This is a genomic window from Rudaea sp. (genome assembly GCF_047601565.1).
Lineage (GTDB): Bacteria > Pseudomonadota > Gammaproteobacteria > Xanthomonadales > Rhodanobacteraceae > Rudaea.
The window spans coordinates 2,425,251-2,450,561 of the sequence record NZ_JASGIY010000001.1 but is presented as its reverse complement, the minus strand read 5'-3'; the positions used below and the strand labels follow the sequence as shown (position 1 = coordinate 2,450,561).

The 25,311-nt window shown below is 65.6% G+C and carries 25 protein-coding genes; 15 read left to right on the top strand and 10 right to left on the bottom strand.

Annotation, left to right across the window (positions count from 1 at the left end; genetic code table 11):
• Positions 1-21: 21 nt before the first annotated feature.
• Positions 22-582, bottom strand: coding sequence for a Pycsar system effector family protein (locus tag QM741_RS10660; RefSeq protein ID WP_415207683.1), 561 nt, complete (start codon positions 580-582; stop codon positions 22-24).
• Between the two features lie 42 nt (positions 583-624).
• On the opposite strand from QM741_RS10660, the gene QM741_RS10655 reads away from it, so the two are divergent.
• Positions 625-1,530 (top strand): alpha/beta hydrolase, encoded by a 906-nt coding sequence (locus QM741_RS10655; RefSeq protein ID WP_415207682.1) that lies wholly within the window; start codon positions 625-627, stop codon positions 1,528-1,530.
• A 148-nt stretch (positions 1,531-1,678) separates the two neighbouring features.
• On the opposite strand, the gene QM741_RS10650 is transcribed toward QM741_RS10655, so the two are convergent.
• Complete coding sequence (locus QM741_RS10650; protein WP_415207681.1) at positions 1,679-4,372, bottom strand: M1 family metallopeptidase; 2,694 nt, start codon at positions 4,370-4,372, stop codon at positions 1,679-1,681.
• Positions 4,373-4,624: 252 nt separating this feature from the next.
• On the opposite strand from QM741_RS10650, the gene ahpC reads away from it, so the two are divergent.
• The 6 genes from ahpC to QM741_RS10620 all read left to right on the top strand — a co-directional run bounded on the left by ahpC (position 4,625) and on the right by QM741_RS10620 (position 11,117).
• Complete coding sequence (ahpC, locus tag QM741_RS10645; protein WP_415207680.1) at positions 4,625-5,188, top strand: alkyl hydroperoxide reductase subunit C; 564 nt, start codon at positions 4,625-4,627, stop codon at positions 5,186-5,188.
• Positions 5,189-5,798: 610 nt separating this feature from the next.
• The gene (ahpF, locus tag QM741_RS10640) at positions 5,799-7,382 is read left to right on the top strand and encodes an alkyl hydroperoxide reductase subunit F (RefSeq protein ID WP_415207679.1); all 1,584 of its coding nucleotides are present in this window, start codon (positions 5,799-5,801) and stop codon (positions 7,380-7,382) included.
• A 118-nt stretch (positions 7,383-7,500) separates the two neighbouring features.
• Entirely contained in the window at positions 7,501-8,475 is a 975-nt protein-coding gene (oxyR, locus tag QM741_RS10635) for a DNA-binding transcriptional regulator OxyR (RefSeq protein ID WP_415207678.1), read from the top strand.
• A gap of 126 nt (positions 8,476-8,601) precedes the next feature.
• Positions 8,602-9,021 (top strand): rubrerythrin family protein, encoded by a 420-nt coding sequence (locus QM741_RS10630; RefSeq protein WP_415207677.1) that lies wholly within the window; start codon positions 8,602-8,604, stop codon positions 9,019-9,021.
• A 166-nt stretch (positions 9,022-9,187) separates the two neighbouring features.
• Positions 9,188-10,531 carry a heterodisulfide reductase-related iron-sulfur binding cluster gene (locus tag QM741_RS10625; RefSeq protein WP_415207676.1) on the top strand — a complete coding sequence of 448 codons (1,344 nt, stop codon included), beginning with the start codon at positions 9,188-9,190 and terminating at the stop codon, positions 10,529-10,531.
• 1 nt (position 10,532) lies between these two features.
• Entirely contained in the window at positions 10,533-11,117 is a 585-nt protein-coding gene (locus QM741_RS10620; protein ID WP_415207675.1) for a DUF3501 family protein, read from the top strand.
• A 1-nt stretch (position 11,118) separates the two neighbouring features.
• Here QM741_RS10620 and QM741_RS10615 read toward each other — a convergent pair whose 3' ends face one another.
• Complete coding sequence (locus QM741_RS10615; RefSeq protein ID WP_415207674.1) at positions 11,119-11,856, bottom strand: LssY C-terminal domain-containing protein; 738 nt, start codon at positions 11,854-11,856, stop codon at positions 11,119-11,121.
• Between the two features lie 87 nt (positions 11,857-11,943).
• On the opposite strand from QM741_RS10615, the gene QM741_RS10610 reads away from it, so the two are divergent.
• Positions 11,944-12,441 carry an SET domain-containing protein-lysine N-methyltransferase gene (locus QM741_RS10610; RefSeq protein ID WP_415207673.1) on the top strand — a complete coding sequence of 166 codons (498 nt, stop codon included), beginning with the start codon at positions 11,944-11,946 and terminating at the stop codon, positions 12,439-12,441.
• A 6-nt stretch (positions 12,442-12,447) separates the two neighbouring features.
• Positions 12,448-13,035 carry a HutD family protein gene (locus tag QM741_RS10605; RefSeq protein WP_415207672.1) on the top strand — a complete coding sequence of 196 codons (588 nt, stop codon included), beginning with the start codon at positions 12,448-12,450 and terminating at the stop codon, positions 13,033-13,035.
• A 135-nt stretch (positions 13,036-13,170) separates the two neighbouring features.
• Here the strand turns inward: QM741_RS10605 and QM741_RS10600 are convergent, their stop codons facing one another.
• The 6 genes from QM741_RS10600 to sufU all read right to left on the bottom strand — a co-directional run bounded on the left by QM741_RS10600 (position 13,171) and on the right by sufU (position 19,201).
• Positions 13,171-13,860, bottom strand: a complete 690-nt coding sequence (locus QM741_RS10600; RefSeq protein ID WP_415207671.1) for a PepSY-associated TM helix domain-containing protein — start codon at positions 13,858-13,860, stop codon at positions 13,171-13,173.
• 306 nt (positions 13,861-14,166) lie between these two features.
• Positions 14,167-14,865 carry a Fe2+-dependent dioxygenase gene (locus QM741_RS10595; RefSeq protein WP_415207670.1) on the bottom strand — a complete coding sequence of 233 codons (699 nt, stop codon included), beginning with the start codon at positions 14,863-14,865 and terminating at the stop codon, positions 14,167-14,169.
• Between the two features lie 54 nt (positions 14,866-14,919).
• On the bottom strand, positions 14,920-17,391 hold the full coding sequence (locus QM741_RS10590) for a TonB-dependent receptor (RefSeq protein ID WP_415207669.1): 2,472 nt from the start codon (positions 17,389-17,391) through the stop codon (positions 14,920-14,922).
• Positions 17,392-17,717: 326 nt separating this feature from the next.
• Positions 17,718-18,044, bottom strand: a complete 327-nt coding sequence (locus QM741_RS10585) for a non-heme iron oxygenase ferredoxin subunit (protein ID WP_415207668.1) — start codon at positions 18,042-18,044, stop codon at positions 17,718-17,720.
• Positions 18,045-18,173: 129 nt separating this feature from the next.
• Positions 18,174-18,740: a GNAT family N-acetyltransferase gene (locus QM741_RS10580; RefSeq protein WP_415207667.1), complete on the bottom strand. Its 567-nt coding sequence runs from the start codon at positions 18,738-18,740 to the stop codon at positions 18,174-18,176.
• Positions 18,737-19,201, bottom strand: a complete 465-nt coding sequence (sufU, locus tag QM741_RS10575) for a Fe-S cluster assembly sulfur transfer protein SufU (RefSeq protein WP_415207666.1) — start codon at positions 19,199-19,201, stop codon at positions 18,737-18,739. The genes QM741_RS10580 and sufU overlap by 4 nt, the downstream gene beginning before the upstream one ends.
• Positions 19,202-19,362: 161 nt before the next feature.
• Between sufU and bla the strand changes: the two genes are divergently transcribed.
• The 6 genes from bla (at position 19,363) to QM741_RS10545 (ending at position 24,494) form a co-directional block, all read left to right on the top strand.
• Positions 19,363-20,355 carry a class A beta-lactamase gene (gene bla / locus QM741_RS10570; RefSeq protein WP_415207665.1) on the top strand — a complete coding sequence of 331 codons (993 nt, stop codon included), beginning with the start codon at positions 19,363-19,365 and terminating at the stop codon, positions 20,353-20,355.
• Between the two features lie 33 nt (positions 20,356-20,388).
• Positions 20,389-21,387 (top strand): alpha/beta hydrolase, encoded by a 999-nt coding sequence (locus QM741_RS10565; protein ID WP_415207664.1) that lies wholly within the window; start codon positions 20,389-20,391, stop codon positions 21,385-21,387.
• Between the two features lie 88 nt (positions 21,388-21,475).
• Positions 21,476-21,604 (top strand): NAD(P)-binding protein, encoded by a 129-nt coding sequence (locus QM741_RS10560; RefSeq protein ID WP_415207663.1) that lies wholly within the window; start codon positions 21,476-21,478, stop codon positions 21,602-21,604.
• Positions 21,605-21,617: 13 nt separating this feature from the next.
• Positions 21,618-23,171, top strand: a complete 1,554-nt coding sequence (locus QM741_RS10555) for a GMC oxidoreductase (protein WP_415207662.1) — start codon at positions 21,618-21,620, stop codon at positions 23,169-23,171.
• Complete coding sequence (locus QM741_RS10550) at positions 23,171-23,725, top strand: gluconate 2-dehydrogenase subunit 3 family protein (protein WP_415207661.1); 555 nt, start codon at positions 23,171-23,173, stop codon at positions 23,723-23,725. The genes QM741_RS10555 and QM741_RS10550 overlap by 1 nt, the downstream gene beginning before the upstream one ends.
• Before the next feature lie 61 nt (positions 23,726-23,786).
• Positions 23,787-24,494 (top strand): DUF1080 domain-containing protein, encoded by a 708-nt coding sequence (locus tag QM741_RS10545; RefSeq protein WP_415207660.1) that lies wholly within the window; start codon positions 23,787-23,789, stop codon positions 24,492-24,494.
• A gap of 9 nt (positions 24,495-24,503) precedes the next feature.
• Here the strand turns inward: QM741_RS10545 and QM741_RS10540 are convergent, their stop codons facing one another.
• Positions 24,504-25,304, bottom strand: coding sequence for an inositol monophosphatase family protein (locus tag QM741_RS10540; RefSeq protein ID WP_415207659.1), 801 nt, complete (start codon positions 25,302-25,304; stop codon positions 24,504-24,506).
• Between the last annotated feature and the right edge of the window lie 7 nt (positions 25,305-25,311).

Genomic DNA, 25,311 nt, shown 5'->3' with positions numbered 1-25,311 from the left:
GGCATGAATCCGCGAAAATGCTCAGGACGAGTACAACAGTCGCCACGCCTGCGCGAACAGGGCGAGCACGAAACCGGCGAGGAAACTCAGGTAAGCCGCGCGCAGATAGCGGTATTTGTGTTGCGCGAGATAGGTGCCGAGGCTGTAGATGTCGTTCGCCATCGTGAAATACACCGAACCGTCCGTGCGCATCGAGCGCGCGATCTCGGCGAGGAAACGCTCGCGCGGCAGCGCCGCGAAATGGCCCATGAACAGCAGGTTGAAGCCCGCGGGCAATTCCTCGCTCGTCAGCTTGAACGGCCGGTATTTGGGCAACACGGCGACGACGGCGAGCAACAGCGCCAGCAAGGTGAAGGCGTCGAGCATCAGCATCGACCAGCGCAGGTCCGGATCGTTGAACTTGCCCAGGCTCAGGGTCAGCACGATCGAGGAGACGGTGATGACGATGCTCGCCTTGGTGTCCGCCATCACGCTCAGCGAAACGTGGTGCTGCTGCGCCGTGCGCAGAAGCATGTCGCCGGTGTTGCGCTCGGGGATGTCGGCGAACCATTCCTTGCCGCGTTGCGTAGACGAATCGACCATGTCCGTTTCCCACCGCCCCTGGATACCTGCAACAATCGCCGGATGATAGGAACGAAGCCGCGCCTTGGCAATTTCCGCGAACGCGTGCGCCGCGCCGCGCGCGTGCTGACCGCGGCGCTGGCGTCGGTCTTCCTCGCTTCGTGCGCGCAGATCTGGTACGCCACGATCGGCAGCGCCGACAGCGCCCACGACCTCGTCCTGAAGCGCGGCATCGTGTTCGACGCCGGGCACGACCTGAAGCTCGACGTCTACGCCCCGCACGCCGCCGCGGGCGCGCCGGTCGTCGTGTTCTTCTACGGCGGCAGCTGGGAGGAGGGGCGGCGGCGCTGGTACCGTTACGTCGGCGAGGCGCTCGCAAGCCAGGGCATCGTCGCGGTGGTCCCCGACTACCGCAAGTTTCCCGACGTGCGTTTCCCGGCCTTCATGGCCGATGCGGCAAATGCGACAAAGTGGACTTTTGCGCACGCCGCGGAATTCGGCGGCGATGCCGCACGCACCTTCGTCATGGGCCATTCCGCCGGCGGCCACATCGCCGCGCTGCTCGCCTGCGACAAGCGCTACCTCGCCGCGGTCGGCCTCGCCCCGCGCGACCTCGCCGGCATGATCGGCCTCGCCGGCGCCTACGCGTTCCTGCCCTACGTCGACGACGAAGCGGAAATCTTCGGCGACGACGCGAAAGGCCGCTACGATTCGCAACCCATCAACTTCGTCGACGGCGACGAACCGCCGATGCTGCTTTTGCAGGGGCTCGACGACGACGAAGTGACGCCCGACAACGCCGAGGCCATGGCCGAGCGCGCGCAGGCGATGAAGGGCACGGCCGTGCTCAAGCTCTACCGCGGCGCCGACCACGGCGATGTGCTCGTCGCACTCGCGCACGGACTCGAGGGAAAGCCGCTGGTGATGCGCGACCTCCTCGATTTCGTCGCCATGCCGCCGACGCGATAGCTTGCCTTCTCCCATCGGGAGAAGGCGGCGCGAAGCGCCGGATGAGGGAAGGGCCTTCAACTATTGAAAGGCTGTCGTCAATCGTCAGGTATTTCCCTCATCCGCCCTTCGGGCACCTTCTCCCGGTGGGAGAAGGAAAGCAAAAAAGCTAGCGCGCCGGATGCGCCTCCGCCCATTGAGCGAGCGCCTTCGTGCCGACGTGCTCGCGCAGCGCGCCGCAGGTGTCGACGCTTTCGAGCGACTGCGCGAGCTTGCGCTCGCCGCCGATCATGTCCTTGATCCGCGGCGCGAACCATTCGCGCATTTCCTCGCCGGAATCCTTGCCGCAACGCCCCGCGCTCGCGAGCCCGATCGCGAGCGGTTGGTGCGAATCGGGAAGGCGACGGCGCAGCGCGTCGAAGTTGGGCTTGAGCCAGGTCCAGAATCCGGCGCGGTTTTCCTCTTCGCCGACGTGGCTGTAGTAGAGGTACTGGATTTCGCCGACCGCGACCGCCGGCGTCAATCCGTAGTTGCGCACGTCCTCGCCGAGCTTGGCATCGTGCGTCGCGCCGAGCGCGGCGAGCAGCTCGTAGCGCTGCTTGGTCTGCGTGTTGGTCTTCAATTCCTGCTGCACGGCCTTGTAGGCGGCTTCGCCCGAATCCTGCACGGCGACCTTGAGCGCGACGCCGCGGATGTCCGGATCGAGCTTGCCGAGATCGACCTTGCCGCCGTCGAGGCCAAGCGCAGCGCGCGCCTCGCGGTCGAGCTGCGCGCGCAGGTCCTTGTCGCGCACGGTCAGCGCGAGCAGATCGACCAGGCCCAGGCGCAGGCGCGTGGTCGCGTCGCCGTCGTTCGGCCGCTTGTGCAGGCCGAGTTCCTTGAGGCGCGGCGCGTACAGCGATTTCGCATAGGCATCGAGCGCCGGCCGCGTCGTATCGGTGGCGAGATGTTCGCGAATCCATTCGAACGAACCGACCAGCGCGGTGGCGATCTGCGGGCTACTCGATGCGGCCAGTGCCGGCATCGCCTCGAGCACGACCTCGGGGCCGATCGCACCCTGCTCGAACGCGGCGGAAATCGCGTCGGCGTAGACCAGCTGTTCGGCCGGCGCGAGCGTGGCGACCTGGCTCTTCAATGCGCCGAAATCGGCGGCATCGAGCGCGAAGCGGTAGTAGCCCGCGGCATCGGCGTTCGGCATCGTCCATTGCGCACAGCCGCCGGCCAGCGCGAACTCCTTCTTCGGCGCGTCGAGCAGAAAGCACTGCCTGTCGCTCTTGCCGTCGCGGCCGAAGCGGGCGCAGACCGGCGCCTGCCACAGCGGATTGCCTTCGCCGAGCACGCCGTACGGCAGGTAGCGCGACTGGCTCAGCGCGACGGCGCCCTTGCCGGCGTTGCACTTCAGCTCGGCGTGCACGAGCGGCAGGCCCGGCTCGTCGAGGAAGCTGCGCATCGCCTTGCTGAGCGCCTCGCCCTTGCCGCTGACGCGCGCGATCGTCGCGATGAGGTCGTCCGAATTGCCGCTGCCGAACTTGTGCTTGGCGAGATAGTCGCGCATCGCCTCGCGGTAGACGTCCTCGCCTACCCATTCCTCGAACATGCGCAGCACGGCCGCGCCCTTCTGGTAAGTGATGCCGTCGAACGCATTCTCGATGTCGCCCTGGTCCCCGATCGGCTGGCGGATTCGACGCGCGGACAGCTGGCTGTCGCTGTCCATCGCGTGCAGCGTGCCTTCGAGCCGCGACAGGTCGCCGAGGTATTCGGGTTTCAGCGCGACCGTCGCCTTGCCCTGCGCCCAGGTGGCGAACGCCTCGTTGAGCCAGATGTCGTCCCACCACGGCACGGTGACGAGATCGCCGAACCACTGGTGCGCGACCTCGTGCGCGTTGACGTTGAAGCTCGAACGGTAGCTCGACGCCGGCGACTTGGCGTCGATGCGCAGCAGCGCGTCGCGGTAGACGATGAAGCCGGCGTTCTCCATCGCGCCCGCCGAGAAGTCCGGCGCGCCGACGAGATCGAGCTTGTCGAACGGATACGGCTGGTTGGTGTAGTCCTCGTAGTATTTCACCGTTTCGGGAGTCTGGTCGAGGATCCACTTGAGCTGCGGCCCGGTGCCGCGCGGGCCGACGCCGCGCAGCGGGACCGGATCCTTGCGCACGGCGTTCGCCGGAATGGTCGGCCCGTCGACCACATCCCAAGGCCCGACCGCGAGCGCGACGAGGTAAGTCGGCAACGGTTGGGTCCGGGCGAAGGTCAGCGTTTTCCGCTTCTTGTCGTCCGACTCCTTCGCGCCGGTCTGCAGCGTGTTCGCCAGCGCGACTTCGTCTTTCGGTACGGTCAGCGTGATGTCGAACGGGGTCTTGAAGCGCGGTTCGTCGAACGAGGGGAACGCGTAGCGCGCGCTGATCGACTCCATCTGCGTGGTCACGTAGGCGTCGCCGCCGACCTTGACCTTGTAGATGCCCTGCAGCTTGGCGTTGAACGGCGCGGAATAGTCGAAGGCGAGTTCGACGTCCTGCGCGGGCAGCGTGGCGCCGAACGCGACTTCGGCGACGCCGGACCGATCGCGCACGGTCAGCCTGGCGTCGCGCGCATTGCCTTTGGCATCGATGACGACGGCCTTGGCGACGTCGAGCTCGCGCGCGTGCAGCCAGAGGTGATCGGCCGGCTTGGCCAGCCTGACCTTGATGCGCACGCGACCGTCGAAACGATCGGCTTTCGGATCGATCTTCAGATCGAGCGCATACGAAAGCGGTTTCGCCGCGTCGGGCAGCTTGCCGGTCGGCACCGCTTCCGCGCCCGCGGCGTGAAAGGACAACAAGGCCAGTGCGGTCGTGGCTGCGCGGAACCAATGCGTGATGCGCATGTATCGCTCCTGAAATAGGCAAACGCGAACCTAAACATGGCACGCGCGGCCTTGGCAAGCGACGGAAGTCATGCGCGCCGGGACATCGTGCCCGCACAGCGCATGCGGCCTGCCCGCGCTTGAATTTCCCCATGCCGGCCAAATAATAGTCAAAACCTATCGATAGAATGGATTAAATCAATTTTACAAATATCGTGCATCGCACTACAGTGCACGCCATCCCTTCACCACCCACCAAAAAGGAAGCAAGCGATGTCCCTTATCAACACCTCCGTCCAGCCGTTCAAGGCGCAGGCCTTCCACAACGGCAAGTTCGAGGAAGTCACCGAACAGTCCATCAAGGGCAAGTGGTCGGTGTTCATGTTCCTGCCGGCGGCGTTCACGTTCAACTGCCCGACCGAGATCGAAGACTCGGCCGACAACTACGCCGAATTCCAGAAGCTCAACACCGAGGTCTACGTCGTCTCGACCGACACGCACTTCGCGCACAAGGTGTGGCACGAAACCTCGCCGGCCGTCGGCAAGGCGCAGTTCTACCTCGTCGGCGATCCGACCCATGCGCTGTCGAAGGCGTTCGACGTGCTGATCCCGGAAGAAGGCCTGGCCCTGCGCGGCACCTTCGTCATCAATCCGGACGGCGTCATCAAGACCGCCGAGGTTCATTCCAACGAGATCGCCCGCGACGTCAGCGAGACCCTGCGCAAGCTCAAGGCCGCGCAGTACACCGCCGCCCATCCGGGCGAAGTCTGCCCGGCGAAGTGGAAGGAAGGCGCGAAGACGCTGAAGCCGTCGCTGGAGCTGGTCGGCAAGATCTGAGCCGGCGAAGCCCTCTCCCCCGACGGCTTCATCTTCGGGGGAGAGGGTTGGGTGAGGGGGCCTTTGATCTTGATCTTCCGCTCTTGCTCCCGGGTCCCCGTTTGCCGCGGCGAGGACACGTCGGAAAAGCCCGCAGGGATGCGCGCAAGTTCGTTGCACGCACACGGGCGAGGCGGAGCTTTCGCGAGATGCGTTGAAGCGCATCTCGCGCCGCTGAGCGCCGAAGCCATGGATGGCGAAGGACGGCTTTGGCTGCGGAGCCGGAGGCATAGCAGCCAAAGTGCGTTCAACGAATCCCGACATGGCCTCGCGCACCGCCGCAGGCGGCGCGGCATCCGGGGGGGGGTGTTCTCTTTGGTTACTTTCTCTTGCACAGGCAAGAGAAAGTAACCCGCGCGCCGGACGCGCGCGGAAAGGCGAACGGGCGCGGTTGCAGGCTGCAAGGACATTCGTTCAATGGCATCCATGCAGTCTGGATTCCGGCATTCCCTGCCGGAATGACGAGCCAAGAGCAAGAGCTGGATTCCAGCGTTCGCTGGAATGACGAGCGAGAAGCAAAGTCACTGGATTCCCGCCTTCGCGGGAATGACGAACAAAAGGCACAGCCATCATGTTGGACAACGACATCCAATCCCAATTGCGCGAACACTTCGCGAAACTCACGCGCCCGGTCGAAATCCGCGCCGCGTTCGACGCCGGCGAAAAGTCGCAGGAGCTGCGCGAGTTGCTGACCGACATCGCCGGTCTGTCGCCGCGGTTCTCGTTGATCGAGGAAAACAACGGCGGCATGCGCACGCCCTCGTTCGCGCTGACCACGCCGGAGCAGGACATCCACCTGCGCTTCTCCGGCATTCCGATGGGCCACGAGTTCACCTCGCTCGTGCTTGCGCTGCTGCAGGTCGGCGGCCACCCGTCGAAGCTGTCGGACGAAACGATAGCCCAGATCCGCGCGCTCGACGGCGAGTACAAGTTCGAAACCTACGTCTCGCTGAGCTGCCAGAACTGCCCGGACGTGGTGCAGGCGCTGAACCTGATGGCGACGATCAACCCGCGCATCGGCGTGGAGATGATCGAGGGCGGCGCGTTCGAGCAGGAAGTCACCGAGAAGCAGATCCTGTCCGTGCCGGCGATCTTCCTCAACGGCGCGGAATTCGGCCAGGGCCGCATGGGCGTCGAGGAGATCCTCGCCAAGCTCGATACGGGCGCGGATGCGCGCGAAGCCGAGAAGCTCGACGCGCGCGCGCCGTACGACGTGCTCGTCGTCGGCGGCGGCCCCGCCGGCGCCGCGGCGGCGATCTACGCCGCGCGCAAGGGCATCCGCACCGGCGTCGTCGCCGAACGTTTCGGCGGCCAGGTACTCGACACGATGGAGATCGCCAACTACATCTCCGTAGCCCACACCGAGGGCCCGCAATTCGCCGCGGCGCTCGAAGAACACGTCAAGGACTACGAAGTCGACATCATGAATCGCCAACGTGCCGACAAGCTCGTCGCCAACGGCGATCTGGTCGAGGTGAAGCTCGCCAACGGCGCGACGCTGAAGTCGAAGACGATCATCCTCGCCACCGGCGCGCGCTGGCGCAACATGAACGTGCCGGGCGAGAACGAATACCGCACCAAGGGCGTGACGTATTGTCCGCACTGCGACGGCCCGCTGTTCAAGGGCAAGCGCGTCGCCGTGATCGGCGGCGGCAACTCGGGCATCGAGGCGGCGATCGACCTCGCCGGCGTCGTCGCCCACGTGACTGTGCTCGAGTTCGACTCGAAACTGCGCGCCGACGAAGTCCTGCAGCGCAAGCTGCGCAGCCTGGCGAACGTCGAGGTGATCGTCAGCGCGCAGACGACCGAAGTGCTCGGCGACGGCAACAAGGTCACGGGCCTGAAGTACACCGATCGCACGAGCGGCGAGTCGCACGAGATCGAACTCGCGGGTGTGTTCGTGCAGATCGGCCTGCTGCCGAACACGGATTTCCTCAAGGGCACGCTGACGCTGTCGCCGCGCGGCGAAATCGAAGTCGACGCGCACGGCCGCACCTCGCTGCCCGGCGTGTTCGCCGCGGGCGACGCGACGACGACGCCGTTCAAGCAGATCGTCATCGCCGCGGGCGAAGGCGCGAAGGCGGCGCTGTCGGCGTTCGACTATTTGATTCGCGCACCGATCGCCGTCGCAGCCGCGGAAAAAATCGCGGCGTAAGATAGGCTGGTCATGCCGGCATGGATTGCCGGCATCCAGACTGCATGGATGCCATTGTGAATCTGAGGCTGCCCTCCTTGGCACTGGATTCCGGCAGTCCCTGCCGGAATGACTGCCTATGAACCTGCGCGACCTCAGTTACCTCGTCTCGCTCGCCGAGCACAAGCACTTCGGCCGCGCCGCGCAGGCGAGCTTCGTCAGCCAGCCGACGCTGTCGACTCAGATCAAGAAGCTCGAGGACGAACTCGGCGTCGCCCTCGTCGAGCGCACGCCGCGCAAGGTGCTGCTGACCGAGGCGGGGAAGGAAATCGTCGCGCGCGCGCGCGAGGTGCTGACCGAGATCGAACAGATCAAGGCGATCGCGCGGCGCACGGTCGACCCCGAATCGGGCACGCTGCGCCTCGGCATCTTCCCGACGCTCGGCCCCTACCTGCTGCCGCATGTGGTGCCGCAGGCGCGCACGCGTTTTCCGCGGCTCGAACTATTGCTGGTCGAGGAAAAGACCGATGCGCTCCTGAAGCAACTGCGCGAAGGCCGGCTCGATGCGGCGGTGTTGGCCGAACCGATCCACGACGACCAGCTCCACCCCGAGTTCCTGTTCGAGGAACCGTTCCTGCTCGCCGTGCCCGAGCACCACGAACTCGCCAAGCGCAAGACGCTCAAGCTCGACGACCTCTCCGACCAGAGCCTGCTGCTGCTCGAGGACGGCCACTGCCTGCGCGACCAGGCGCTCGAAGTCTGCGAGCTCTCGGGCGCGAGCGAGAAGTCCGGCTTCCGTGCGACCAGCCTGGAGACGCTGCGCCAGATGGTCGCCGCGAACGTCGGCGTCACCCTGCTGCCGACGCTCGCGGTGAAGCCGCCGGTCGCGCGCTCGGAGAACATCCACCTCGTGCAGTTCCGCGGCAACGCGCCGAGCCGGCGCATCGCGATGTTCTGGCGCAAGAGCTCGGCGCTCGCGCCGTTCCTGAAGAAATTCGCCGGCGTGTTCCGCGAATTGCCGCGCACGCTGCTCGATCCGCACACGCTGCCGCAATCCCCCGCGCAGCAGGCGGCAACCAGGCCGCGGGCGTCGCATGCGAGGGCAAGTCGATAGAATTTGCCTATCGAATCCATTGCGACAATCAATTTCACCGAGGCATGCCCTTGCGCTAGGCTCACGGCATCCGCAACGAAAGTTGCGGTCGTCCGTTTCCTCCAGCCATACAGCAAGAGGTGTGTCATGAGCAATCTGAAAGGTTCCAGGACCGAGGACAGCCTGAAAGCCGCGTTCGCAGGCGAATCCCAGGCCAACCGCCGCTATCTCTACTTCGCCTCGAAGGCCGATGTCGAAGGCTACAACGACGTGGCCGCGGTGTTCCGCTCCACCGCCGAAGGCGAGACCGGCCACGCGCACGGCCATCTGGAGTATCTCGAGGCGGTCGGCGATCCCGCCACCGGACTGCCGTTCGGCGGCACCAAAGACAATCTCAAGTCCGCGATCGCCGGCGAGACGCACGAATACACCGACATGTATCCGGGCATGGCCAAGACCGCGCGCGACGAAGGCTTCGGCGAAATCGCCGACTGGTTCGAGACCTTGGCCAAGGCCGAACGCTCGCACGCGAACCGGTTCACCAAGGCACTGAACGAACTCGCCTGAGCCCTGTTTCCCTTCTCCCGTCGGGAGAAGGTGCCCAAAGGGCGGATGAGGGAAAGATCTCCACGCCTGAAACGACGATACAAACCGCAGCGCTCTTCCCTCATCCGGCGTTGCCACGCCATCTTCTCCCGACGGGAGAAGAGAGGCATGCGCCTACGGAACCCCGATGAGCACCGTCCCCACCGCACCGCGCGAAGGCAATCTCGAAGCGCCCACGCGTCATCCGCTGGACTGGAAGAACCCCGAGTTCTACGACCAGGCCGCGATCGACAAGGAGCTCGAGCGCGTCTTCGAAATTTGCCACGGCTGCCGCCGCTGCGTAAGCCTGTGCCAGGCGTTCCCGACCCTGTTCGATCTGGTCGACGAATCGAAAACGATGGAAGTCGACGGCGTCGCCAAGTCCGACTACACGAAAGTCGTCGAGCAGTGCTACCTCTGCGACCTTTGCTACCAGACCAAATGCCCCTACGTGCCGCCGCACGCGTGGAACGTGGACTTCCCGCACCTGATGCTGCGCGCCAAGGCCGCGGCGCACCGGCGCGGCGAAACCAAGCTCGCGGCGAAGATCCTGTCCTCGACGACCGCGGTCGGCAAACTGTCGACGATCCCGGTCGTGGTCGAAGCGGTCAACGCCCTCAATCGCGCGCCCGCTGCGCGCAAGCTTCTCGAGAAATCGCTCGGCGTCGATCGCAACGCGCGCGTGCCCGAGTACACCGCGAACACGGCGCGCAAACGCCTCAAGCATCTCGACGGCGCCGCCGCCACGCAGCCGGCCGGACGTACGCGCGGCAAGGTCGCGATCTTCGCGACCTGCTACTGCAATTATTCGACGCCGCAGCCGGTCGAGGACCTCGCCGCCGTGCTGCGCCACAACGGCGTTGCGGTCAAGCTGATCGAGCGCGAGGTCTGCTGCGGCATGCCGAAGCTCGAACTCGGGGATCTCGCCGCAGTGGAAAAGTATAAAAAGGAAAATATCCCTGCGCTCGCGAATGCCATTCGCGACGGCTGGGACATCAGCGCGACGATCCCGTCGTGCGTGCTGATGTTCAAGCAGGAGCTGCCGCTGATGTTTCCCGACGACGAGGACGTGCTGCTCGTGAAGCGGCACATCTTCGATCCGTTCGAATATCTGTGGCAGCGCCATCAGGCCGGTCTGCTCGACACGCGATTCAAGCAGGGGCTCGGCAAGGTCGCCTACCACGCGCCCTGCCACCAGCGCGTGCAGAACATCGGACCGAAGACGCGCGAGATACTCGGCCTGATTCCCGATAGCGAGATTCAATCGATCGAACGCTGCTCGGGCCACGACGGCACCTACGGCGTCAAGGCGAAGACCTATGCGTTCGCGCGCAAGATCGCCAAGCCCGTCGAGGCGCGCGTCGAACAGATCGCGCCCGCGCACTTCGCCAGCGACTGCCCGATGGCGGCAAGCCACATCGCCCACGGGCTCGGCGACAAGCCCCCCGCGGAAAGCCCGATCGGCCTGCTGCGGCTCGCCTACGGTATCTGACATGCGGAAATTGGCGCAAGAAGACCTGTATACCCTCGAAGCCTACGCGCGCGAACGTCCCGCGTTCCGCGCGCGCGTGCTCGAGCACAAGAAGTCGCGCATCGTGCACGTCGGCGGGCACGTGACCCTCGTATTCGAGGATGCGCTGACGATCCGGTACCAGATCCAGGAGATGCTGCGCGTCGAGCGCATCTTCGAGCCGGCCGGCATCGCCGAGGAACTCGACGCCTACAATCCGTTGATCCCCGACGGCCGCAACCTCAAGGCGACGATGCTGATCGAATATCCCGACGAGAACGAGCGAGCGCGCAAACTCGTCGAACTGCACGGCATCGAGCGCCGCGTCGCCCTGCAAATCGGCGATCTCGCGCCGATCGTCGCGATTGCCGACGAGGACCTCGAACGTAGTACGGACACCAAGACCGCCGCGGTGCATTTCCTGCGTTTCGAACTCGATGCGGCGCACGTCGCAGCGTTTGCCACAAGCGTAGTCGCCATCGCGATCGACCATTCCGCCTATTGCGCGCGCAGCGTGCTTGCGGTGGAGGCACGCACGGCACTGGCGCACGATTTCGACCGGGCATAAATCAAGGAGCGGCCGTCGTCGCGACGACGAGTGCCAGGCGACCGTCGGTATGGAACGGATCGCCGCCGCCGTTGCGCCCGCTGCGCACCGGCTGGAAGCCATCGACCCATGCGCTCATTACGCCGCCCGCGCGCCGGAGGTCGGCGAGCAGCTTGTCGCGCTCCGCATCGATGTCGGCGGAAATATGATGGGTGACATGATCGGTGACGTGGCCATTGGCACGACTGAGGCCGATGCTCGTATCGTAGGTCGCCGCCGCCATCCATTGCGCGGGTCCCGGCGCATCGATCCGCCAGAACCTCACGTGATGGCGCTTCGACGGATTGTTCGCGGCCGGCTGTTCGAAGGCCAGGTCCTGCCGCCTGCCGTGGACGTAGAGGCCGCTCACCGGCGCGTCGATGTACGGCCGGCGTACGATGCTGTCCATCGTGATGCGCAACGAACTCCTGAGCGTGACCGGATCCGCCGGATACCAGCCCGCCTTCGCCATCAGGCGCAACAGGTCGTCCTCGCTGCCGACGAAGGCGAGGTTCAATGGGTCGCCCGGCACGCCTTTCAATGTGAACGAGTGGCTGCCGGCCGCCGCGAGGGCCGGATAGCGGCTGGAGAAATCCGGCAGCGCCAACTCTTCGTCTGCAAGCGCCGGAAACGGACGGCAGCCGCACAAAGCGGCCAGAAACAGCAATGCGCGCGCCATGCACGCGACAATGCGCGACTTCGTCGAATTCTCTTTCGCCATCATCGATTCCGGCACGATGCAAAGGCATCGCGAACCCGCGATGCGGAAGTCTAGAATACGCACTTTGCCACGACACGTGCCGCATCCATGATCCTGCCCCGCCACCGCGTCGCCGATTCGAACATTCCCGGCGCCGGCAAAGGCCTGTTTCTCGACGAGGCCGTCGCGCGCGGGCGCCTGATCACGGCGCCGGACGACATCCGCAAGGTCTATCGCTGGAGCGAAGTCGAGGCGCTGCCGAATTCGCACGAACTGCTCGCCGCGACGGTGCGCTGGTTCGAGGATCGCTACACGGTGACGCCGGAGTGGCCCGACGAGTGCTACATCAACCATTCGTTCGCGCCGAACGGGCTATGGCACTTGGGCTTCGTTTTCGCCTTGCGCGATCTCGACGCGGGCGAAGAGATCACGGTCGACTACCGCCACCTGCTCGCGCCGGGCCAGAAGGAAGACTTCCGCGATTCGGCCAGCGGCGGGGAAATCGTAGGCTATTCCTGGGCGGAAAGCCTGGCGCTGTCGAGCGCGCACCTACACGAGATCGCCGCCGCGCCGCGCTTCGCGCAGACCGCGGCGGACTGCGACTGAGCGCCGATGCGGATCCGGCATCTCCGAGAGAGCGACTACCGCCGCATGCGCTGGAAGAACGGCGGCGGCTGGACGACCGAGCTGTACAGCCATCCCGCGCCCGAAAGCAGCGAAGGATTCGGCTGGCGCGTCAGCATCGCCGAGATCGAAAGCGATGGCGCATTTTCCACTTTTCCACAATGCGACCGCTGGATCGCCCTGCTCGAAGGCAACGGCATGCGCCTGGATTTCGACGGCGCATCTCCGGCCTCGCTCGAACGGCGGCTCGATTTCGTGCATTTCTCCGGCGACGCGAAAACCCATGCCCGCATGATCGACGGCCCGATGCGCGACTTCAACCTGATCGCACGCCGTGATCTTTGGCGCTGCAAGATTCGCCACCGCCCGCTGGTCGGCTCGATGCTGTTCGCCGCGAGCGCGGCCGACCTGTGGTTCGTCTACATGCCCGCCGGTTCTGCCCGGATCGAACGCCGCGGCGACCTGCCACCCATATCGGCAGGCGACTCGCTGTTACTGGAAGCGGACGCGGAATCCGGCAGCGTCGTGGTCGATGGCGGAGGCGAACTCGTCGTGATCCGGCTCTGCGCACTGTAAGAACTGGATTACAAACTGCATCCGCAGTTTGCCCTTCGGGCCGTTCGCTACGCGAATGTTCGCTTCGGCATCCTGCCTTCGCAGTCCCGCTTTCGTGGGAATGACAGAACAAAGCAAACGTGTGGAAGCACGCCGCTACACCACCGCCGCGCCGCCGATCAGCAGCAGCACGAGCACGCCCGCACCGAGGATGCTGAACACCATCTGCTTCGCGCTGCGCCCGCGCGCCCACATGACGATGCCGCTGATGCCCAGCAGCACCATCGCGAGCGCGAAGCTGTCGCTGAGCAAAATCCAGGCGACGCCGCCGCCGACGCCCTTGTGCAGGCGCGAGAGCACGGCGAGCGGGCTCTGCTCGGTGTTGCGCACCTGGATCGTGGCGCTGCCCGGCACGTAGTCCGCGGACCAGGTCGAGCGCGCGTTGCCGCCGGAGAACATCCAGCGCGCAGCAGGACGTGCGCGCGGCGCGGCGCCGTTCTCGCCCGGCGCGGCTTGCGCGGGCGGCGGCTGACCGCGGCCTTCGCCCGGGCCGCCCGGCTGCGCACGCACGCTGTCGATCGGAACATGCCGCACGTCGCGCAGCCAGTCGCGCAGGGCCTCGGGCGAGGCACGCGCGGCGTCGGGCAACTCGAACTCCGTCTTCGAGATTTCGGTCGATTCGCCCTGCGGCAGCTTGAGCACGCCGCGATGGTTCTGGATGAAGCCGGAAAACCCGAACAGGATCGCCGCGATCGCGCCCCAAGCGCCGATCCATAGGTGCAACTGGCGCACGAGGCGGTAAGTGCGGTTGCGCCTCGCCGCCGCGTGGGTATTTACCGAAGACATTGTGTTTGCCATTTCCTTACCTTTTTTCATGCGCTCGTCCCTGATCGCGAGAATCAAAAAGCGGCCATCCATGGCCGCACTTCTCAATACCTCTACTCATCATGCGCTCGTCCCTGATCGCGAGAATCAAAAAGCGGCCATCCATGGCCGCACTTCTCAATACCTCTACTCATCATGCGCTCGTCCCTGATCGCGAGAATCAAAAAGCGGCCATCCATGGCCGCACTTCTCAATACCTCTACTCATCATGCGCTCGTCCCTGATCGCGAGAGTCAAGAAGCGGCCATCCTTGGACGTACTTTTCAATCAAAGCTCGGCCCATCGACGAAGAAGGTTGTGGTAGACGCCGGTCAGTTCGACCATCGAGGGATGATCGAGATGATCGCGGTTGAGCTTCTGGATCGCGCCGTCGAGCTGGAACAGCAGCGTGCGTTCACCGTCGTCACGCACCATGCTCTGGATCCAGAAGAACGAGGCGAGCCGTTCGCCGCGCGTGATCGCCTCGACGCGATGCACGCTCGAGGCGGGATACAGGATCAGGTCGCCGGCCGGCAGCTTGACCTTCTGCTCGCCGAAGGCGTCCTGCACGACCAGTTCGCCGCCGTCGTATTCGTCGGGCGAGGACAGGAACAGCGTCGCCGACAGGTCGGTGCGCACGGCCAGTGCCGGCTTGCCCGCGGCCTGTTCGCTGCGGTCGTAGCGCACTGCGTTGTCGATGTGCGCGCCGAAGCCGTGGCCGACGCCGTAGCGGTTGAACAGCGGGGGGAAGATGCGGTGCGGCAGCGCCGCCGAGAAGAACAGCGTGCTCGCCTTGAGCGCCATGCGCACGGCTTTGCCGAGTTCGATCGCGTCGGGATCGTCCTCAGGCAGTTGCTGGTTGTGCTTGGCTCGCGCGGACTGGTAACCGGCCGTGATGCGCCCGTCCGCCCAGTTGGCGGCGGCGAGCCGCTCGCGGAAACCGCTTACCTGGGTGGGATTCAACACCTGGGGAATGTGCAGCATCATGGTTGCGGTCCTCGCGGACGCCGGTCACGGCGTCCGCGGTCCGTTGCAGTCTCGTCAATACTTCAGGTTCAAGCTCAGGATCGCCGTGCGGCCTGCGCCGGGGTTGACCCAACCGCTGGTCGTCGACACCGTACGCAACTGGGTGAAATATTCCTTGTCGAACAGGTTGCTCACGTTGAGCTGCACGTCGATGTGCTCGTTCACGGCATAGTCCGCCATGAGGTTGCTCACGCCGAAGCCGGGCACCTTGACGCGATTGTAGATCGCCGTGGAGGTCGCGTTGTTCGCCGTCGCCCATACCCACGAGGTGAAGTTGAAGCCGTAGCCGAGCGTGAACCGACGCGTGAATTTGTACGTCGTCCAGACGTTGCCCGAATCGGGCGGCGTGTTCGCGAGCGCATTGCCTTTCTGCGCGTCGACGCCGGTGGTCTGCAGGGTGTAATCCGACACGCTCTGCAGCACCTTGCTGCGCAGGTGCGCGTAGTTGGCGAACACCATCCAGTTCTCGGTGATCGTGCCGGCGATGCCGAACTGCGCGCCGTCGACGCGAGCCTTGCCGTCGAGCTGCTGGTACGGAACGGTCGGATCGCCCGAAGCGACGAGATAGTTGGTGCGGTCGGTGCGGAAGATCGCCGCGGTGAAGGCGAGCCGGTCCTTGAGGAAATCCCATTTCGTGCCGAACTCGTAGGTCAGCGCGGTCTGCGGCGCGACGTTGCAGCTCGTCGAGCAGCTGCCATTGACGGTCGAAGTCGACGGCAGTTTGGAGTTGCCGAGCGCGAGATAGATGCTGCCCGACTCGAGCGGCTTGTAGAGCAGCGTCGCGCGGTACGAGAACAGGTTCTCGTCGTTGACGAGCGGCGTTCCCTGCACGTAAGCACCCAGCGGCGGATCGTTGCCTGCCTTGATCGTCGCCGTGTAGCCGACGTAGGTCGCCTTGTTGTGCTCCTCGCGCGCGCCGAAGCCGAGCAGCCACTGCTCGTTGAACTTGATCGTGTCGAAGGCGTAGACCGCCGCATTGTCGAGCTTCGAGTCCGCCTTGCCCGTGACGAATAGGTTGAACGGCTGCAGGAAGGTGTGGCTCGGAGCGTAGAGCGGCTGCGGCGTCAGCAGGTAGGTGGAACCGTCGGCGTTGTAGTATCCGCGGCCGGTGTTCTGGTGGTACTTCTCCTGCGACACCGCGCCGCCGGCGACGAGCGTGTTGTCGAACGTACCGGTCCTGAACTTCCAGGTCAGGTCGAGCTGATCGGCGAGAATCTTGTTGAACGTGTCGCGCAGGTTGCCGATCGGGCCACCCGGCGTGTAGGTCGGACCGCCGACGCCCTCGAGCGGACTCGCGCCCGTCGCGCCGCACTTGAGCGTGGTTCCGGGCGCCTGCAGGTTGGTGCCGAGCGGGTACTGGCCGGGCGCGAGGCAGACGCGCCCCTCGGCCGCGTCGGTGATGCTGTAGCGGTAGTAGTTCTCCCAGCGCAGCAGGTTGCGGATCTTCAGCTCGTCGCTGAAATCGTGGTCGAGGATCGCCGTGAACGCGTCGTCCTTGATCTTTTCCTTGTCGATGTTGCGGAAGCCGAAGTACTCGTTGCGCGTGACGCCTGGCACCGTCTGGAAATTGCGCAGCGGAATGCCGTACTCGGGGATGTTGCGGTCGTGCTCGTGGTAGTAGCTGAGCGTGAGCCGCGTCGGCGTGCCCTGGCCGATCGTGAACGAAGGCGCGATGCCGTTGCGCGAATAGCTCGTCACGTCGCGGTCCTCCACGCCGTTCTTGTGCACCATCGCGTTGAGGCGGAACGCCATGCCGAGGTCGGGGTCGCCGATCTGGCGGTTGATGTCGGCGGTCGCGCGCTGGTAGTCGGCCATGCCCGCGCCGAGGCTGAAGTTGGCGAAGTTCGCCGCCTGCGGCAGCTTGGAGACGTAGTTGATCGTGCCGCCGAGCGCGCCCGCGCCCGAATAGACGGAACTCACGCCCTGCACGACTTCGACAGCCTGCGTGTCGAAGATGTCGGTGTGCGTGGTATTGGCGCTCTGGCGCACGCCGTCGAGCTGCACGTCGTTGGTCGAAGCGAAACCGCGGATGTTGAGGCTGTCGCCATAGCTGCCGCCCTCGCCCGCGCCGAAGGTGATGCCCGGCACGTTCTGGCGCAGCACGTCGCGCAGCATCAGCGTGCCTTCCTGCTGCATCAGATCGGCCGTGATCACGGTGAGGGTCTGCGCGGTGTCGCGCAGGTTCTCGGTGTACTTGGGCGAGGATGCCTGGTCGCTCTTGTAGGGCACGTACACACCGTTCACGTCAACCTTCTGCAGCTGGACCGCCTTTTTCCGATCCTTCTCGTCCTTGTCCTGATCGGGGTCCATGGCGACATCGGCACCGCTCATCGCCGCCACCGAGCCCGGGCTGCCGGTCGCTTCGGCGGAGTTGCCGTCATCGGCGGGAAAACCCGCGGCCTCGCTGGCCAGGGCAGTTGCGGGAGAAATCAACGCGATCAGCATCGCGGCACAAAGCGGCGTCAGGCCGCACGGACGTTCGGTCATGGATTGCTCCTGTTTATTGTTCGGCAGACGGGCCGGTCCCTCGCATCACGCCATTCGTCTGCCGCCATGCTCGACGGTGCAACGCGGGCTGCTAGGTAAGATCAAAGATACAAATGAGAACCATTCTTATTATGTCATGCAATCGCAGAAAGTAAATACCCGGTCAAGCCTTGGATGAGATCGATGGCGCGGTAAAAGGACTGCGAATAGTCCCTCGCCGGCCGGCGAGGATCGATCGCGTGGGAAAGATGCCGATCTACGCCAAAGCCGGCATCGAATTCCCGTGGCCCGCCGAGCTCCAGGCCGGGCGAATGCAACCTCCGCGATCACGCATCGCGATCGTCGCGCGTATAAATTGCACCGTTTTCCACTTTTACCGGAAACTTGGCGATCGGCTCGTACGCCGGCGGGCACATCGCCGCACCCGTGCGCAGGTCGAAGCGCGCGCCGTGGCGCGGGCATTCGACTTCGAAGCCGTGGATCTCGCCACCGGCGAGTTCACCACCGTCGTGCGTGCAGACGTCCTCGACGGCGTAGAGCTCGCCGTCGATGTTGAACACCGCGATGGCGGTGTCGCCGTCCCAGGCGATCTTGAATTCGCCGGGCAGCAACTCCGATTGCGCGCAGACGCGGATCCAGTTTTCTCGAGTCATTACCTTCTCGTATTCGTCATTCCCGCGCAGGCGGGAATCTTGATTCTGTCTGTCTGCAAGCAATAAAAGAAGAAACTGGATTCCCGCCCGCGCGGGAATGACGGCAAAAGAAAAAGAGCACTCGATCGCTCATAGGTCTTTCACCAACAACTCGAACTTCAAATCATCGCGCTTGGGAATGCCGAAGCGCTCGTCGCCGTACGGGAACGGCTTGTACTTGCCGGTGCGCCGGTAGCCGCGGCGTTCGTACCAGGCGATCAATTCGTCGCGCACCGAGATCACCGTCATCTCCATGCGCGCGCAGCCGAAATCCTCGCGCGCGATGCGCTCCGCCTCGGCCATGACGAGCTTGCCGACGCCGCCGCCCTGCAAGCCCGGTTCGACCGCGAACATGCCGAAGTAGCACGCATCGCCCTGCTTCTCGACGTGGCAGCAGGCCGTAGGAGTGCGATTCATCGCGCCGGTCGGGGGCGACAGCAGCAACACGAGACTGCCGGGCTTGTCGATGATTTCGGCGATGGCGGCCGCATCGACGCGCTGGCCGTCGAGCAGATCGGCCTCGGTGGTCCAGCCCGCACGGCTCGCGTCGCCGCGGTAGGCGGACGTGACGAGCTTTTCGATCGCCGGGATATCGCCGAGCGTGGCGATGCGGAATTCGGCGGCGGCTTCGTTCGGCAGTTCGCGGACGGCGGTCATGCGGAATTCCCTTCGGTCGTGGTCTTTGGCATACCCGCGAGCGCGGCGCGCAGCGTCGCGAACGGCAGCAGCGCGCATTTGCGACGCGACGGATAGTGTGCCAGCGCAGCCAGCGCATTCAAATCGCCGAGCGCCGAATCCGCTTCGATCTCGCCGCGGATCAGCCGCTCGAAGCGCGCTTCGAGGCGCGCGATGCCGTCCGCATCGAGCCGCACGGCCCGTTCGCCGAGCAGCGACGCTGTCGCCTTCGCGATCGCACACGCCTCGCCGCGGAATGCGAACGCCACGATGCGCCCGTCGGCCACGCGCAACTCGACGTGCAACGCATCGCCGCACAGCGGATTGGCGCCGTCGGCCGCATGCGTCGGCGCGTCCAACCTGCCGAACCCGCGCGGCGCTCGGCTATGGTCGAGGACGATGTGCTGGTACAGGTCGGCGGCGGGAGGCGAACTGTCCGTCATGCCGCGATTCTAATACGCCGGCCGCGCGGCGAAGTCGACATGCGGGCAAAGGCAGTCGCACGCGATCGCTTTCGAATCGCCCGCGCTCCGCCATCGCCGCGCCATCGGCAGCCGCCATCCTGGCTCCGGTTATCATCGCTCCATCCACAAGGCTGCCCCACATGAAACGATTCCGCCTGTTCCGATCCGCGCTCGCGGCGATGCTCGCTGCCATGACTCTCGCGGCGACTGCCGCCGAAACCGGAGATGCCCTGCAACGCCAGCTCGATGCGCTCGCGCAACGTGCACAGCCTGGCACGCTAGGCGTTGCCGTGCTCGACCTGCGCAGCGGCCGGTCCTGGCGCGTCAACGCCGACCGCGCCTATCCGATGATGAGCGTATTCAAGGCGCCGCTCGGCGCGGCCGTGCTCGAACGCGTCGATCGCGGCGAACTGTGCCTCGCGCAACTCGTCACGCTGACGCGCAAGGATCTGTACGACACCTGGAGTCCGGTGGTCGGCCGCTTCGCCGGCGAGAGCGCCGTCTTCACGGTGCGTGATCTGCTCGATGCCGCGGTGAGCCAGAGCGACAACGTCGCCGCCGATGCGCTGCTCGGACTCGTCGGAGGCCCCGCCGGCGTGACCACGTTCCTGCGCGCGCACGGCATCGAGGGCATGCGCGTGGATCGCGGCGAGCGCGCCATCGCCCACGACACGAGCGGCCTCGCCGCGCATGCCGACGCGCCGCCGCCCGACGAATCCGCCGCGGCGAAGCTCGCGCGCGAGCGCCGCGGCCATGCGGCGTATCTCGCCGACCCGCGCGACAAGAGCACGCCCGACGCGGCGGCCGATTTCCTGCGCAAGCTCTGGCGCGGCGAACTCGCCTCGCGCGATTCGACCCAACTCCTGATCGAAATGATGACGCACTCGCCGAACGCGCCGGACCGGCTCAAGACCGGCGTTCCTTCGGGCGCACAGCTCGCGCACAAGACCGGCAGTTCCGGCACGTTCGAGGGCGTCACCGCCGCACACAACGACATCGGCATCATCCATTGGCCGGACGGACGCGCCGTGGTCGTCGCGGCCTTCCTTACCGCCTCGCATGCCGTCGAAAAGAAACGCGACGCGATCTTCGCAACGCTCGCGCGCGAAGCGGCGGACGAACGGCAGCCCTGACGATGCACAAAGCTTGAAGAGGAGTTCCGATCGATGAATCCGCAACGACGCGCATTGCTGGGCGGCATCGCCCTGGCCGCATTCGCCGGTGCTCAGGCGGCCCGGGCCGACGAGCCGGCACCACAGCCGGCCGCCGAAGCTCCCGACGTACCGCCCTGGCCGCCGGCCGAGCGCATCCCCTTGTGGCCCGGCGAGGCGCCCGGCATGCCGGCCAAGCCACCGACGCCATCGCTCGTCATGAACGGCACCCGCGGCGCGCGGCAACTCGCGGCCAGCGGCATCGTGCGGCCCGAAATCAACGTGTTCCGCGCATCGCGCCCGGACGGGTCCGCCCTGCTCGTCATTCCCGGCGGCGGTTACGGTTTCGTCTCTTTGCAGAACGAAGGCATCGACGTCGCACACCGCTTCGCGCCGTTCGGTACGAGCGTGTTCGTGCTGACCTATCGCCTGCCGGGAGAAGGCTGGAAGAATCGCAGCCGCGTGCCGCTCGCCGATGCGCAGCGCGCGATGCGGCTGCTGCGCGCGCAGGCATCGGCCTTGCGCATCGATCCCGCACGCATCGGCGTGCTCGGCTTTTCCGCTGGCGGCCATCTCGCCGCGGACCTGGCGACCGCGTTCGACGAATCCTGCTACGCCGCCGTCGACGACGCCGACAGGCTGTCGGCTCGCCCGCGCTTCGTCGGCCTCGGCTACCCGGTCGCAAGCCTGATGCCGGGCGCCGGACATGCCGGATCGCGCGACAATCTGCTCGGTCCGAATGCCTCCGCGACGGAGGTCGCCAAGCACTCGCCCGCCGAACACGTGCGCGGCGATACGCCGCCCGCATTCGTCTTCCACGCCATGGACGACGACGTCGTGCCGGTCGAATCCAGTCTGAGCTGGATCGCGGCATGCCGGCGTGCGCGCGTGCCGATCGAAGCGCATCTGTTCGAGAAAGGCGGACACGGCTTCGGCCTGCACTCGGCGATCGACTCGCCCGCGGCGCAATGGCCCGACCTGTTCTCGGCGTGGATGCGTCAGCGCCAGGCCTGACGCCGTTCCGCGCAATCGGCCGTAGATACGGTCCGCAGGGATGGCAACCGCGCTGGCGCATTGCGTGTTTCATGCGCACAATCGGGCCATGGAAACGCACTACGACACGATCGTCATCGGCAGCGGCATCAGCGGCGGCTGGGCGGCGAAGGAACTCTGCGACCGCGGCCTGAAGACGCTCGTGCTCGAACGCGGCCGCGACGTGCAGCACATCTAAGGACTATCCGACGATGTCGCTGCGCCGCTGGGACATGGATCTGCGCGGCGACAACCCGCGCGCGTGGAACGAGGCCAATCCGCTGATCTCGCGCGCAGCCGGCTACGACGCGACGACCAAACATTTCTTCGTCGAGGACGCCGACCACCCGTACGTGCAGGAGAAGCCGTTCCTCTGGGTGCGCGGCTACCAGGTCGGCGGCAAGTCGCTGATCTGGGGGCGAGCCTGCGCGCGTTGGTCGCCGAGCGATTTCGACGCGCCCAGGCGCCTGGGCTACGGCATCCCCTGGCCGATCGGCTACGACGACGTCGCGCCGTGGTACGGCCACGTCGAGAAGTTCATCGGCGTCTGCGGCACCCACGAGGGCATCGCCACGCTGCCCGACGGCGACTACCTGCCCGCCTACGAACTCAACACCGTCGAACAGCATCTGCGCCGCACGCTCAAGGAGAGGTTCGGCCGCCACTACGTTTCCGGGCGCTGGGCGCACATCACCGACGCGCAGGAAATCCACCGCAAGCAGGGCCGCGCGACCTGCCAGAACCGCAACCTGTGCATGCGCGGTTGTCCGTTCGGCGGTTATTTCAGTTCGAACGCGAGCACGCTGCCGTGGGCGCAGAAAACGGGCAACCTCAGCGTGCGCCCGTTTTCGGTCGTGCACTCGATCCTCTACGACGACGCGACGAAGCAGGCGAGCGGCGTCAAGGTGATCGACGCGAATACGCACGAGGAGCTGGTCTTCAACGCGAAGGTGGTCTTCGTCAACGCGTCGGCGCTGAACTCGACGCTGATCCTGCTCAACTCGAAATCGCATCGCTTCCCGAACGGCCTCGGCAACGACCACGGCGTGCTCGGCAAGTACGTGGGCTTCCACAACTACCGCGCCGGCATGAGCGCGGAGATCGAGGGTTTCGAGGACTCGTACTACGAGGTCTACAAGCCGGCCGAGAACATCATTCCGAACTTCCGCAACGTCGACAAGCAGGACGCCGACTTCCTCGGCGGCTACGTCATCTTCAGCGGCGCGAGCCGGCGCCTGATCGACGACCACGACACCCACGGCGAGACGATCGGCGCGAAGTACAAGGAGGCGATCAGCCGGCCGGGCAAGTGGACGGCCTACATGTACATGCAGGGCGAGACGCTGCCGAACGCCGCGAACCACGTGCGCCTGTCGCCCGACAAGAAGGACCCCTGGGGCATCCCGCAGCTCGTCATCTCGGTCGGCTACGACGACAACGCCGAGCGCATGGTGCGCGATTTCCTCGGCGAAGGCCGCAAGATGCTCGAAGCCGCGGGCTTCGCCAACGTCAGCGCGAACGACAATCACTGGCCGCCCGGCCTCGACATCCACGAGATGGGCGGCGCGCGCATGGGCAGCGATCCCAAGACCTCGATTCTCAATGCGCACAACCAGATGCACCTGTGCCGCAACGTCTTCGTCACCGACGGCGCCTGCATGACGAGCACGGGCAGCCAGAGTCCGTCGATCCTGTACATGGCGCTGACCGCGCGCGCGGCGAACCACGCGGCCGATCAGCTCGAGAAGCACGGGAGGATCGTCTGATGGATCGCCGCGAACTGCTGCGCACGATCGCCGCGCTGACCGGCGCCGCGTTCGTCGGCGGCGATCGCGTTTTTGCGGCCGCCTCCGCTACCGGCGTTTACGCGCCCGCGCAGGTCGCGCTGCTCGACGAAATCGCCGAGACGATCCTGCCGCGCACCGACACGCCCGGCGCGAAGGACGCGCAGGTCGGCGCCTACATCGCGCGCTACTCGGCCGCCTGCTACAACCCGACCGACCTTGCCGTGCTGCGCGCAGGTCTCGTCGACATCGATGCGCGTTCGCACAAGGCCTACGGCATCGACTTCATCCGCTGCACCGGCAAGCAAAAGGAAACGCTGCTGGTCGATATCGATGCGGAAGCCAAACGCCACGCGCGCGAAGCCGGCGACAATCGCGGGCAGCCGCCGCACTGGTTCACGCTGTGCAAGCAACTGACGCTGATGAGCTTCTTCACTTCGGAAGCGGGGGCGACGCGCGTTGCGCGCTATCGCCCGGTTCCGGGCCCGTACAAAGGCGTGGTGCCGTACAAGGGCGAGACGTTCTGGGCGTGGTGATATCGCAATTCATCGGAGACAAAAACGAATGAAGTATTTCTCAGTGTTTTGCGCAGCCGCCTTGAGCTTTGCCGCACACGCCGCCGAATCGGCCAAACCCGACGCGGCCAACACGCTGTCGGCAGAGCAACAGCGCGAAGGCTGGAAGCTGCTGTTCGACGGCAAGTCGACCGCGGGCTGGCATCGCTACAACGACAAGACGATCGGCAAGGCCTGGTCGGTCGACGACGGCAGCCTGCATCTCGACACGAGCAACAAGAAGGGCGGCTGGCAGGCACCCGACGGCGGCGACATCGTCTACGCCGGCGTGTTCGCCAACTTCGATCTCAAGCTCGACTGGAAGATCGCGCCGGCCGGCAACAGCGGCGTGATGTTCTACGTGCAGGAAGGCCCGCAGCACAAGTATCCGTGGCAGACCGGCATCGAATCGCAGGTGCTCGACAACGTCGCCGCCGAGGATGCGAAGTTCGACAAGCATCGCGCCGGCGACCTGTACGACCTGATCGCCGGCAAGCCCGAAGCGGTGCGCCCGGCCGGCGAATGGAACCGCCTCGAAATCATCAGCGACCACGGCCGCTTCGTCGAGAAGCTCAACGGCACCGTCGTGGTCGAGACGACGCTATGGAATGAAAATTGGAAGAAGCTGATCGCCGGCAGCAAGTTCCGCGACATGCCCGGCTTCGGCATGTCGAGCTCCGGCAAGATCGCCTTGCAGGATCACGGCGCGGACGTGTGGTTCCGCAACATCATGATCCGGGCATTGAAGTAGCGGCACGCCTCACGCTGCAAGACTGCGATTGAGTACATCGACGAGGACCACATGCACCGCGCCATTGGACACACAGACATTGCCTCCGCGTAAATCCAAAGGCGCACCAGTGACCGATGTAGCGATCCCGCCGGCTTCCTGCACGAGGATCACGCCGGGCGCCATGTCCCAGGCGTTGAGCGCGCGTTCCCAATAAGCATCCCAACGGCCGGCGGCAACCCAGGCCATGTCGACGGCGCAGGCGCCGGTGCGGCGAATGCCCGAAACTTGCGGAGTGAGCAACGCCATCTCGCGCGCGAACAACGCATGATCCGGCTTGCCTGCGAACGGAATGCCACAGGCCAGCACCGCCTCGATCAGCGCGGCGCGATGGGAAACATGGATGCGCCGGCCATTGAGCCAGGCGCCCTTGCCTTCCTCGGCGACGTACAACTCGTCGATCATCGGCAACCAGGTGACTCCGGCGATCACCTTGCCGTCGCGCGCGAGGGCAACGTTGACTCCCCACAGCGGATTGCCGAACAGGAAATTCGTGGTACCGTCAAGCGGATCGACGATCCACACATGCGAGCCGTCGCCGGCGGCGGAACCGCCTTCCTCGCCGAGAAAGCCGTAGTCCGGACGCGCGGCCTCGAGGATCGCGCGGGCCGCTTTTTCCGCTTCCTCGTCGGCGATCGAGACCAGATCCGCCGGGCCGTTCTTGCTGCGCACGCGGAGATCGGCAAGATTCTCGAAGCGCCGGCGCAAACCGGCGCCGGCCGCCATTGCGGCATCGATCAATGCCTGCAGATCCTGCGAAGGATGGAGCATGTCGTGG

Coding starts and splice junctions, on each gene's coding strand:
- QM741_RS10660 (WP_415207683.1), bottom strand. CDS start 582: ATGGTCGATTCGTCTACGCAACGCGGCAAGGAATGGTTCGCCGACATC.
- QM741_RS10655 (WP_415207682.1), top strand. CDS start 625: ATGATAGGAACGAAGCCGCGCCTTGGCAATTTCCGCGAACGCGTGCGC.
- QM741_RS10650 (WP_415207681.1), bottom strand. CDS start 4,372: ATGCGCATCACGCATTGGTTCCGCGCAGCCACGACCGCACTGGCCTTG.
- ahpC (WP_415207680.1), top strand. CDS start 4,625: ATGTCCCTTATCAACACCTCCGTCCAGCCGTTCAAGGCGCAGGCCTTC.
- ahpF (WP_415207679.1), top strand. CDS start 5,799: ATGTTGGACAACGACATCCAATCCCAATTGCGCGAACACTTCGCGAAA.
- oxyR (WP_415207678.1), top strand. CDS start 7,501: ATGAACCTGCGCGACCTCAGTTACCTCGTCTCGCTCGCCGAGCACAAG.
- QM741_RS10630 (WP_415207677.1), top strand. CDS start 8,602: ATGAGCAATCTGAAAGGTTCCAGGACCGAGGACAGCCTGAAAGCCGCG.
- QM741_RS10625 (WP_415207676.1), top strand. CDS start 9,188: ATGAGCACCGTCCCCACCGCACCGCGCGAAGGCAATCTCGAAGCGCCC.
- QM741_RS10620 (WP_415207675.1), top strand. CDS start 10,533: ATGCGGAAATTGGCGCAAGAAGACCTGTATACCCTCGAAGCCTACGCG.
- QM741_RS10615 (WP_415207674.1), bottom strand. CDS start 11,856: ATGGCGAAAGAGAATTCGACGAAGTCGCGCATTGTCGCGTGCATGGCG.
- QM741_RS10610 (WP_415207673.1), top strand. CDS start 11,944: ATGATCCTGCCCCGCCACCGCGTCGCCGATTCGAACATTCCCGGCGCC.
- QM741_RS10605 (WP_415207672.1), top strand. CDS start 12,448: ATGCGGATCCGGCATCTCCGAGAGAGCGACTACCGCCGCATGCGCTGG.
- QM741_RS10600 (WP_415207671.1), bottom strand. CDS start 13,860: ATGTCTTCGGTAAATACCCACGCGGCGGCGAGGCGCAACCGCACTTAC.
- QM741_RS10595 (WP_415207670.1), bottom strand. CDS start 14,865: ATGATGCTGCACATTCCCCAGGTGTTGAATCCCACCCAGGTAAGCGGT.
- QM741_RS10590 (WP_415207669.1), bottom strand. CDS start 17,391: ATGACCGAACGTCCGTGCGGCCTGACGCCGCTTTGTGCCGCGATGCTG.
- QM741_RS10585 (WP_415207668.1), bottom strand. CDS start 18,044: ATGACTCGAGAAAACTGGATCCGCGTCTGCGCGCAATCGGAGTTGCTG.
- QM741_RS10580 (WP_415207667.1), bottom strand. CDS start 18,740: ATGACCGCCGTCCGCGAACTGCCGAACGAAGCCGCCGCCGAATTCCGC.
- sufU (WP_415207666.1), bottom strand. CDS start 19,201: ATGACGGACAGTTCGCCTCCCGCCGCCGACCTGTACCAGCACATCGTC.
- bla (WP_415207665.1), top strand. CDS start 19,363: ATGAAACGATTCCGCCTGTTCCGATCCGCGCTCGCGGCGATGCTCGCT.
- QM741_RS10565 (WP_415207664.1), top strand. CDS start 20,389: ATGAATCCGCAACGACGCGCATTGCTGGGCGGCATCGCCCTGGCCGCA.
- QM741_RS10560 (WP_415207663.1), top strand. CDS start 21,476: ATGGAAACGCACTACGACACGATCGTCATCGGCAGCGGCATCAGCGGC.
- QM741_RS10555 (WP_415207662.1), top strand. CDS start 21,618: ATGTCGCTGCGCCGCTGGGACATGGATCTGCGCGGCGACAACCCGCGC.
- QM741_RS10550 (WP_415207661.1), top strand. CDS start 23,171: ATGGATCGCCGCGAACTGCTGCGCACGATCGCCGCGCTGACCGGCGCC.
- QM741_RS10540 (WP_415207659.1), bottom strand. CDS start 25,304: ATGCTCCATCCTTCGCAGGATCTGCAGGCATTGATCGATGCCGCAATG.